This is a genomic window from Deltaproteobacteria bacterium (assembly GCA_016219225.1).
Lineage (GTDB): Bacteria > Desulfobacterota > RBG-13-43-22 > RBG-13-43-22 > RBG-13-43-22 > RBG-13-43-22.
In genome coordinates this window covers 1-9,053 of sequence record JACRBX010000057.1, presented here as the reverse complement: position 1 = coordinate 9,053, position 9,053 = coordinate 1, and the positions used below count along the sequence as shown (strand labels likewise).

Sequence of the window (9,053 nt, the reverse complement as noted above, 5' to 3'; positions counted from 1 at the left end):
GCCGGTCAATAAACGTCGCATAAAGGTCGGCAGTCCGGCCGGTCCGCTGATAATCATCAAATGGGTGTGATTGTCCATAAAGGCCCAGGCCAAAATACAGGTCTCCGTCTCCTTAACCAGAGACCGCATTCGATCTACAAAAGCCTTCCGATCTTCCTCATCCTGGTAGATATTTATTCCATCTATCCCCTTCTAAACGGGCTTTCCGAGGCATTATTCGCTTTTACTCCAGTTTGCTTTTCCCGTCAAGTAATTTCTGAATCAAATGAACAACGTCCCCATTTCCGCTCTCATCTCTTTTTCCTCCTCCTTCGGCGGCGATATGCGACCAATGGTAAGCGAAGCAAATCCGGCGGAGTAAAATGTTCACCCTATTTCAGTGTCTGACGAATCTTGTCTGGATGTCGTCGCAGGTCAAGAACCCTCCGGACAATGATCAACTCTTGCTCAAGTGTGTAGTAAACGGCATGAGGGAATCTCTTGGATAAGAGACAATGATAGCCGAAGACCTTTTAATGAATGCCTGCGTAAAGTAGGAGCGAATCAATATCAGAGAACAGGGAATCAAAGAAGTAGTCGCCCAGTCCCTCGCCCTGCCTCTCGTAGAAGAGACGACCGGCATGCAGGTCATCCACGTCCGAGGAAAGGATCTTGATCCTCATTCAAAGCGCTTCCTGAGTTCCCGCTTGGCTGTTTGCCAATCCTCAATGCGCTCCTGGCCGGTAGCCACTCTGGCCTCGGTTTCTTGGAGAATGTCCTCATGCCGTGCGGGAGACTCGATCTGATTATCATCCTTCGAGAGATCAGCCCATAGGGCTTCCAATGCCCGGAGTTTCTCCTCCCGGGACATCTGCGATATCTGGAGTGTGCTTATCATGATGCCTTACTATGCCTCCTTCGTTTGTTTATCTTGGCTTTTGGTTCCGTCTCTTTATTATTCGTGACTCTTTGATATGACTTAGTTTTTGATGGAATGGAATGACTATAATATGAGGGAAAACGGAGTCAAGGCAAAAAACAGAGAGGAAGGCCAGGAGGTGGAGGATATTTTTTATAGGAGATAGAGTAGTAATCCGTGAAATCCGGGCCAAGAGATATGGGCCTTAGACTGTATTTTTTCTCTTGGCCGGAATCGAGGCTTCTAATCCTTCTGTCCCATTCCTAATTCTTTTAATAGGCCAAATACCTCATCGGCTGCTGCCAGCGTCTTTTCCAAATCCTCCTCGGAATGGGCCAGGGAGATGAACAGGGCTTCAAAGGCCGACGGGGCCAGGTAGACCCCGCGGGAACGCATTTCCCGGTAAAACCGGGCATAGGTTTCTGAAGAGGCCTTCTGGACCGTTTCAAAATCCCGAACTTCCTCCCGGGTAAAAAAAAGACTGCCCATGGAGCCTATCCGGGTCTGGATAAAAGGAATTCCTTTGGACCGGGCCAGATGGTTTAATTGATCGAAAAAGAAAGCGGCTTTATCTTCCAACGCCTCATAGACCCCTTTTTGAGATAAAACCTCCAGGGTGGCCAAGCCGGCGGCCGTGGCCAGGGGATTGCCGGAAAGGGTCCCGGCCTGGTAAACCGGCCCTTCCGGGGCAATAAAAGACATGATCTCCTTCTTCCCGCCATAGGCCCCCACCGGCAGGCCGCCGCCGATAATCTTTCCCAGGCAGGTCAAATCAGGTACTATCTGGAAAAGCTCCTGTGCCCCGCCGAGGGCCACCCGAAAGCCGGTGATGACTTCATCAAAGATCAACAGAGACTTATTTTGGGTGGTGATCCGGCGAAGCCCTTCTAAAAACCCGGGCTGCGGTAAAACCACACCCATGTTTCCGGCCACCGGTTCTACAATGATTGCCGCCACCTGATCGCCCCTGGTCCGGAAAATCTCTTCGACCTTTTCCAGGTTATTAAAGGGTAAAGACAGGGTTAAAGAGGCTATCTCCGGGGGGACGCCGGGACTGCCGGGGATACCCAAAGTGGCCACTCCCGATCCGGCCTTGATCAGAAAGCTGTCTCCATGTCCGTGATAGCAGCCGTCAAACTTGATGATCAACGACCGGCCGGTATGGGCCCGGGCCAGGCGTATGGCACTCATGGTCGCTTCGGTCCCGGAATTGACCAGACGGACCTTTTCAATGGAAGGGATGGCGCTCACGATCCGTTCCGCCAACAGGATCTCGGCCTCGGTCGGGGCCCCGAAACTGGTCCCTTTAATCGCCGCCTGGGTCACCGATTCTACGATCCGGGGATGGGCATGGCCCAGGATGAGGGGGCCCCAGGACCCCACATAGTCGATATAGGCATGGCCATCCACATCATAGAGCTTGGAGCCTTCGGCTCGACTGATAAACAAAGGGAAAGTGCCGACCGCCCTGGCAGCCCGCACCGGGCTGTTGACCCCTCCAGGAATAACCTTTTGCCCACGGGTAAAAAGGGCTTCCGATTTCGGACCAGGATTATTCATAAAAGTACCTCATAGTGGTCTTTTTTAATTCCTTCCGACTGAAGAGTAATTGATAGTCGGTCATGGCCGTAGCCTTTGAAATTTTTTGGGCTATCTGCCGGCAGGCCTCTTCGCTGGGACCGTGGACCATGGTAAACAAGTTATATTTCCAGTCTCTTTGCGGCCGGCGATGGTAGCAATGGGTCACCTCACGAAAAGAGGCCATGGCCCGACCCACCTCGTCGATTTTTTCCTCAGGGATATTCCAAACCACCATGGCATTGGCGGAAAAGCCCGAATTCCGGTGTCTGAGGGTAGCCCCGAACCGGCGGATACGGCCTTCTTCTTTCAATCTTTTTATAATACTCAGGAGCTGTCTTTGAGAGATACCCAATTTTTGGGCCAGGAGGACAAAGGGTTGGGCGGTGACCGGCAGATCACCGGTCAGTTCCCGGATGATGGATTTTTCAAGATCCGACAGCCCTTTTTCCATCGCTCTTCTCAAAAAATTTTTTGCTCCAATCGGTCGACCAATGATTCCAGGGCTTGATGAATGGTTTTGTATTGATCCAGCAGGGCCTTTCCTTTGGGCGTCAGATGCAAGCCCCCTTTTTTCCCCAGACTGGAATCTTTTTCCGCCAGGGCGAAACCCAGTCGATCCTCAGAGGCCTTCAGCCGGCCCCAGGCCGCCCGATAGGACATATTCATCTTCTTGGCCGCCTGGGCCAGGGAACCCTCGTCGTCAATGGCCTGGAGAAGCTGTTTTCGGCCTTCCCCAAACAGGACATGATTATCTTTTTCCAGCCAGACCTTGAAATGAATTTTCATCAGAAGGTTTCCCCCCTATCCCCTGCTAAATCCCAATAAAAATAGTTCAACGTTTTTCACACTTGAAACTTGCAAATTTGTCTTCAATTGACCCCCGACCACAGACCCCTGATCCCCGGCCCCTGATCCCTATTTTCGAACAAAGAGCGGCTGCTTTTTATACCCCTTTTTTTGGGCCCAAAGGTCCAAGTGGGTCGTCAAAAGATCTTCTATCACCGGTATGGGATCGACCCCTTTTTTTCTCAGATCCAGGGTTTTCAGGTAATGTCGGCATAAGTCACAAACTTCTATTCGATCCCCCTCATCTTCTTCGACAACAAAATAACCCAGGGTTTTCTGATCCGTATTACCACAATTAGGACAATAAAGGCGGGGTATGGGCCAGATTTGCTCACAAGTCGAGCAGACCGCTACCCTTTTCCCGTCTTCCTGCAAAAAAGAAAGCAGCGGGCCTGAGCCGCATACCGGGCAATACCCCCGATTCCATTCTTCTTTAATCGGGGTGAGGCGAGGCGCTAAGGCTTCGGACCAGGACTTCATAAAAAGCTTCCAGGAAGCGGAAAAAAGAAAAACCATCAAGTCCGCATCCAGACCGTGATCATGGGCCTTCTGAAGAAAGGGTTTTCTTTCTTCCTGAAAAAAAAGGTTTAACCAGTCTGAAAAAGCCGGCCCATTATCCTTATGCCATTTTTCAATCCCGGGGATTTCCTTTTCAAACTTCTTATTACTTTCCCGGGTTGCCTGGCAGAGGGCGAGGAAGACTTCTTGAAAAAGGCTTTCTTCAAATAGAGCCTTATTCCAGACCATAAGCGGAAAGCCTTCTTTTAATTTCAGAGGGGTTAACGACTCGGGGAGGTCTACCTCCGCAACTTTAATTCTGGAATTAAAGGCAGCCTGGACGGATAATATCTTTTCCCAAAAGTCCAAAAAGGATTCATACTCGGGGTGTTCCTTTTTCCCCTGCTGGACCCTTAATAAGATTCTTTCTTGTGAAGGGATTAACCCATCCATAAACAATTCTAACTCCTAGATTCCAGGATTTCAAATATTTGGCTATCTTTAAGTGAAATTCCTGTAGGGTGGGTGCAACGAAGTGTAACCCACCAATAGGGAAAATAAAGCTGACATAAGGGCCAAATTAATCGGTGGGTTCCGTTATCACTCCACCCACCCTACAGTTTGCTACAGTTTGCTATCGGCCCAGGACTGACCTATTTGCTTTCAGCCTTGATCTTTGAGCTTGAACTAAATTTATCATGGCAGTTTTTAAGAGGAATTGCAAGTGCTCCTTTCCCCGTTAATTTTTCTTGACCCCTGGATCTATTTCTTATATGTAGTTAAGATCTTCAATAAATTTTACGATTTCATCAGGTTCTCAGGGCCTAATTGACTCAAGAAACACTCTTTTCAACAATAGTTAAAGAAGTGGAGGAAATCGCCTCCTGGGGTTATCCGGAAATCGCTTCTCACCTTCCCCAGGGCCGGATACCCCTCGGATATTTCTGCCCCTATGTACCCGAAGAACTCCTTCAGGCCGCAGGGGCCGTTCCCATCCGGCTTATGGACCTGCCGATTAAAATATCCCGTGCTCAGGCCCATCTACCGGCCTATTGCTGCCACTTTGTGAAATCGGCTTTAGAAAGCTATCTTCGCGGAGACTTGGATTTTCTCAAGGGGATCATCTTCTGCCAGAGCTGCGACTCTATGAAGGGTCTGGCCGATATCTGGACCTTGAAAAAACGCCTCTCCTTCCAATTCAATCTGATGGTCCCAACCCGCCTGGATTCGCCTTTGGCCCGTGACTATTTTAAGGCCGAGGTGGAAAACCTTAAAGGGGCCCTGGAAAAAAATTGGGGGAAGATTACCCAGGAAGGTCTGCAGGAAGCCAGTCGTCTTTTTAATCGTATTCGGGAACAACTGCACGCCCTGTATGCCCGGATGCGCCTTGACCCCAACCGCCTTTCCGGGAAGGTGCTGGCTCAAATTATTCGGGCCGGCTACCAGATGGATCGGGACCATTATCTGGAGTTGCTGACCCGGCTACTTACGGCCTGGCCCGAAGAGCCCGAGGGCCAATCCAGGGGGGTGCCTGTTTACCTCTCCGGGAATATGGTCCATTCAGGTGACTGGTTTTCTTTGATTGAAGGGGCCGGGGCCAGGATTGTCCAGGACGACCTGTGCAGTGGCGGACGTCTCCTACGTCTGACCGTTCCGGAGGATAAGGATCCTCTGGAGGCCTTGGTGGACCGCTATTTTAACACCTATCTTTGCCCCACCAAACATCAGGGCATCATGGCCCATCGGGAAATCCTTTATAAAGAGGTCCGGGAATCGGGAGCCAAGGGGGTCATATTTCTCTTCTATAAATTCTGCGAACCTTATTATTTTGATTATCCGGATTTGAAAAAATTTCTGGAAGCCGAAGGCTATCCTTCCTTATTATTGGAAATCGAAGATCCGTCCCAGGGCAGGGAGCAGGTTAAAATAAGGCTCCAGGCCTTTGTGGAAATGCTCACTTAAAGGTCCACGGTACAAGGTGTAAGGCCATGGACGATAATAGATAACACCAAGACAAAGAGTTCGATGTCCACCGCATCCTCAAAAGAAAAATCTTACCGGGAAATCGAGTCGGTCAAAGCCTATCGCCGTCTGATGAAGGGCTATTATCTGATGGCCAAGAATCCCCGATGGTTCGGCAAAAAAGTGGCCTGGATCACCAGCGGGGGGCCGGTGGAACCCCTTTATGCCATGGGGGTCCTGCCTTTTTATCCGGAAAATTACGGGGCCATGTGTGGCGCCAGCCGAATGTCTGTATCTCTTTGTGAGATCGCCGAATCGCAAGGATACTCTCGGGACCTCTGCTCTTATGCCCGTTGCGATATCGGCAGCTCTTTAAGCGGCAAAGGTCCTCTGGGGATTCTGCCCAAACCTGATTTTCTGGTCTGCGGCAACAACATTTGCGGCACGGTCATCAAGTGGTATGAAATCCAGGCCCGGGCCTTCAACGTTCCGCTATTCTTTCTGGATACCCCTTTTATTCATGATCAAATAGACTCCCATACCTTAACCTACGTCCAGCAGCAGATGAAAGAATATATCACCTTTCTCGAAAGGGTATGTAAACGCTCTTTTTCTGAAAAGCGTTTTCTGAAAGTTTCCGGACGGTCCCTGGAAGCCGTGGCCCTGTGGAAGGAGATCCTGGAACTTTCCCGAAACCGACCGGCCCCTTTTGCCGCCTTTGATGCCTTTATCCATATGGCCCCGATCGTTACCCTGCGAGGAACCGGCTGGGCGGTCCGGTATTATAAAAAATTGAAAAAGGAACTCGAAGAGCGGGTAAAAAGGGGGGAAGGGGCCTTTGCCCGGGAAGAGATCCGGCTCATCTGGGACAATATTCCCATCTGGTATGATATCCGGAACCTGTCCAGACTGCTCTTTAAACACGGGGCCATTCTGGTGGCCGATACCTATACTTCCGCCTGGACCTTAAAGCCCGTTGATCTGGGAAATCCCCTGGAAAGTCTTTCCCGTTCTTATGCCACCGTGCACCTTAACCTGGGTTTGGAACATAAAGCAGCCAAGATGGTGGAGTTGATGGAAAAATACCAGGCCCATGGATTTATCATGCATTCCAATCGGAGTTGTAAGACCTACTCCCTCAATCAATTCGATCTCAAGAGAAAGGTCTCGGAGATCACCGGAAAACCGGGCCTGATCATCGAAGCCGATCATACCGATTCCCGCAGCTATGCCGCAGGCCAAGTAGAAAAACAAATCGAAACTTTTGTGGAAATGACCAGGAAGAATTGAACGGAGTTGATCTTCCTGCCATTTCCCAACTAACCCTGAACCTGGTGTCGGTTTGGGAAAAGGACTCATGATAAAAATCACGGATCCCGGCAGAAAAAGGTTACCAGACCGGAAAGGACTCCGGGAAAACGAACATCTTTTTCGGATCCTGACTGAAAAATCTATCGCCAGTATCTATATTGTTCAGGACGGTAAATTCCGTTTCATCAACAAAAATGTCAGCTCCTATTGCGGCTATTCCAGAGAGGATTTGATCGGCCGGCCCTCGATCACGATGATCCATCCTGAGGATCGGGATGAGGTTAAGCAGAACACCCGGGCCATGCTTCGGGAGGAGGGTCATTCTCCTTATATTTTTCGTATTATCACCAAACAGGGGGCGATCCGCTGGATCATGGAAATCGTTACGCCCATCACCTTCGAGGGGAGGCCGGCCATCTTGGGAAACTCCATGGACATCACGGAACGGAAACTCACCGTGGAATTGCTCCAATTTTCAGAGAACCGTTACCGCACCATCTTTGAGACTACCGGGACGGCCACTATAGTCCTGGAGGAAGACACCACCATCTCCCTCATGAACCGGGAATTCCAGAAGATTTCCGGCTATACCAAAGAAGAAGTGGAAGGCAAGAAGAGTTGGACTGAATTTGTTGTGCCGGAAGATGTCGAGAGAATGCTGGCCTCCCATCGTCTTAGACGAATTGATCCGGAAGGGCCGCCGAAAAATTATGAATTCCGCTTGATGAATAAATCGGGAGAAATAAAGGATATCCTCTTGTCTGTAGACTTGATTCCCGACACAACCACCAGCTTTGCCTCCCTTTTGGATATCACCCGGTTCAAGCAGGCCGAGGAGACCTTGAAAAAAAGAGGAATGGAATTGGAGGCCAAGACCCATGAACTGGAAGAGCTTAACGCTGCCCTCCGGGTCCTTCTGAAACGCCGGGAAGAAGACAAGAACGAACTGGAGGAAAAAATCCTGTCCAATATGCAGAAACTCGTCATGCCCTATCTGGAGGCCCTGAAGAGAAACGGCCTGGACCCCAAAGGCTTGACCAATGTAAAAATCATCGAATCCAATCTGAAGGACATCGTCTCCCCATTCTCCCACAAGCTTTCCTCGAAGTTCCTGAATCTGACTCCCAAGGAACTCCAGGTGGCCAATCTGATCAAAGAGGGTAAGACGACCAAGGAGATCGCCGAGTTTATGGATGTCTGCCCCGGGGCTATCGACCTCCACCGTAATCACATTCGGAAAAAACTCAACCTGAACCGGAAAAAGATTAATCTTCAGTCTTATCTGACTTATATATCTTTAGAAAAAATATAAGTATAAAGCTTATATTTTATATCATATATTTTTATATTGCAGGAGAAGGCCATCCGATATATATCATTTATTTTTAAGAAACCGGTTCCGCCTGCGGAGGGCAGGAAGCCGGTCGTTGCCTTGACTATTTTCAGCGGACATGCCAAGCTTGGTCCATAAAAAATGTTTTCAAGAACCAAACAAAACACAAAAGAGGTGTCGGAAGGGTTGCCTTTTGACAGGGTCTTTACGGAGGGATAAGAATAAATTTTAAACATTATTTAGGAGGAGCCCATGAAAGTACGCAAAGGATGGATCGGTTTTCTGATTGTTTGTATCATGTTAATACCTGCCCTGAGCCAAGCTGCTGTAGTCGGGGTGACCGATACGGAGGTTTGGATCGGGATAACAACCCCTTTGTCCGGACCGGCGGCCCTTTGGGGGGCCACCGGGATGGGGGCCAAAGCCTGGGCCGATCATGTTAATGACCAGGGCGGGGTCCATGGCCGTAAGATCAAAGTGATTCTCAAGGACGATGGGTATAATCCGGCCCGGGCCATGGCTAATCTCACCGAAATGAAAGGCAAAGTTTTTGCCGTTAACGCCCTCCTGGGAACCGCAGTCGTCAATGCCTGTAAGGACTTCTTTTTTGAGAACAAAATTCCT

Annotated in this window: 10 protein-coding genes and 1 pseudogene; 4 read left to right on the top strand and 7 right to left on the bottom strand. The window is 49.7% G+C overall.

All coding sequences use genetic code 11. The features are described 5' to 3' along the window. From HY879_04930 to HY879_04900, 7 genes and pseudogenes are all read right to left on the bottom strand, one after another. Positions 1-129, bottom strand: a 129-nt coding sequence (locus HY879_04930; GenBank protein ID MBI5602679.1) for a transposase, incomplete at its 3' end; no start/stop codon positions are given. Between the two features lie 242 nt (positions 130-371). After that, positions 372-662: pseudogene (locus HY879_04925) on the bottom strand (type II toxin-antitoxin system RelE/ParE family toxin). Then, positions 659-877: an addiction module protein gene (locus HY879_04920; GenBank protein ID MBI5602678.1), complete on the bottom strand. Its 219-nt coding sequence runs from the start codon at positions 875-877 to the stop codon at positions 659-661. Before HY879_04920 ends, HY879_04925 begins: the two are co-directional and overlap by 4 nt. A 264-nt stretch (positions 878-1,141) precedes the next feature. Next, positions 1,142-2,458 (bottom strand): glutamate-1-semialdehyde 2,1-aminomutase, encoded by a 1,317-nt coding sequence (gene hemL / locus HY879_04915; protein ID MBI5602677.1) that lies wholly within the window; start codon positions 2,456-2,458, stop codon positions 1,142-1,144. After that, positions 2,451-2,930: an Lrp/AsnC family transcriptional regulator gene (locus tag HY879_04910; GenBank protein ID MBI5602676.1), complete on the bottom strand. Its 480-nt coding sequence runs from the start codon at positions 2,928-2,930 to the stop codon at positions 2,451-2,453. The genes hemL and HY879_04910 overlap by 8 nt, the downstream gene beginning before the upstream one ends. Before the next feature lie 8 nt (positions 2,931-2,938). Further along, positions 2,939-3,265 (bottom strand): LysR family transcriptional regulator, encoded by a 327-nt coding sequence (locus tag HY879_04905; protein ID MBI5602675.1) that lies wholly within the window; start codon positions 3,263-3,265, stop codon positions 2,939-2,941. Positions 3,266-3,394: 129 nt separating this feature from the next. Next, on the bottom strand, positions 3,395-4,276 hold the full coding sequence (locus HY879_04900; GenBank protein ID MBI5602674.1) for a formate dehydrogenase accessory protein FdhE: 882 nt from the start codon (positions 4,274-4,276) through the stop codon (positions 3,395-3,397). Positions 4,277-4,651: 375 nt separating this feature from the next. Between HY879_04900 and HY879_04895 the strand changes: the two genes are divergently transcribed. The 4 genes from HY879_04895 to HY879_04880 form a co-directional block, all read left to right on the top strand. Then, the gene (locus tag HY879_04895; GenBank protein ID MBI5602673.1) at positions 4,652-5,785 is read left to right on the top strand and encodes a 2-hydroxyacyl-CoA dehydratase; all 1,134 of its coding nucleotides are present in this window, start codon (positions 4,652-4,654) and stop codon (positions 5,783-5,785) included. 63 nt (positions 5,786-5,848) lie between these two features. Further along, the gene (locus tag HY879_04890) at positions 5,849-7,075 is read left to right on the top strand and encodes a 2-hydroxyacyl-CoA dehydratase (GenBank protein ID MBI5602672.1); all 1,227 of its coding nucleotides are present in this window, start codon (positions 5,849-5,851) and stop codon (positions 7,073-7,075) included. A 67-nt stretch (positions 7,076-7,142) separates the two neighbouring features. Beyond that, on the top strand, positions 7,143-8,408 hold the full coding sequence (locus HY879_04885; protein MBI5602671.1) for a PAS domain S-box protein: 1,266 nt from the start codon (positions 7,143-7,145) through the stop codon (positions 8,406-8,408). Positions 8,409-8,681: 273 nt separating this feature from the next. Next, on the top strand, positions 8,682-9,053 hold a 372-nt coding region (locus tag HY879_04880), incomplete at its 3' end, for an ABC transporter substrate-binding protein (protein MBI5602670.1).